General features: G+C 48.4%; 1 protein-coding gene. It reads right to left on the bottom strand.

What is annotated here, in order from left to right:
- On the bottom strand, positions 1-348 hold a 348-nt coding region (locus tag ACO0K4_RS19470; protein WP_422958332.1), incomplete at its 3' end, for a hypothetical protein.
- Positions 349-448 lie beyond the last annotated feature (100 nt).

Raw genomic sequence — 448 nt, 5'->3', positions numbered from 1 at the left:
CAGCCATTGATTCACCCCGTTGTATAAAAGATCCAGTGAAGACGCATATGTCTTGATAATCGCGGAGCGGAAACCAACCGCCCTAGACAGTTTTGTAAGATTCTCCCTGATCTTCAACTCTTTGACAGGATTATTCTGTCCAGCACCTTCACAGTCGCAGGTCAAGAGAGATCCTTGCCCAAAGTTCTTTGCAAGGACGTCGATAGTATGAGGATCCGTCAGATCTGAGATTCCTTCTTCAATTAACTGGAGCCCTAGAACCTTGGTGAGAGCTCCTTCGCAAGAATAAAGGGCTGCCGGCGTGTGACACTCTGAACCAGTGGTGGTGAATTCCTCAAGTTTATGCATGGAGTTGTACACGAACTTGAGCTGACCCCAAATTTTGGACAGGCAGGCACAGAAGCCCCCTTCTCCATCTCCCACCCCAAAGAAAGGGTCATCCAAGTAG

This window comes from Undibacterium sp. RuTC16W (assembly GCF_049339445.1).
Lineage (GTDB): Bacteria > Pseudomonadota > Gammaproteobacteria > Burkholderiales > Burkholderiaceae_D > Undibacterium.
This window is presented reverse-complemented; position numbering and strand designations above follow the sequence as displayed.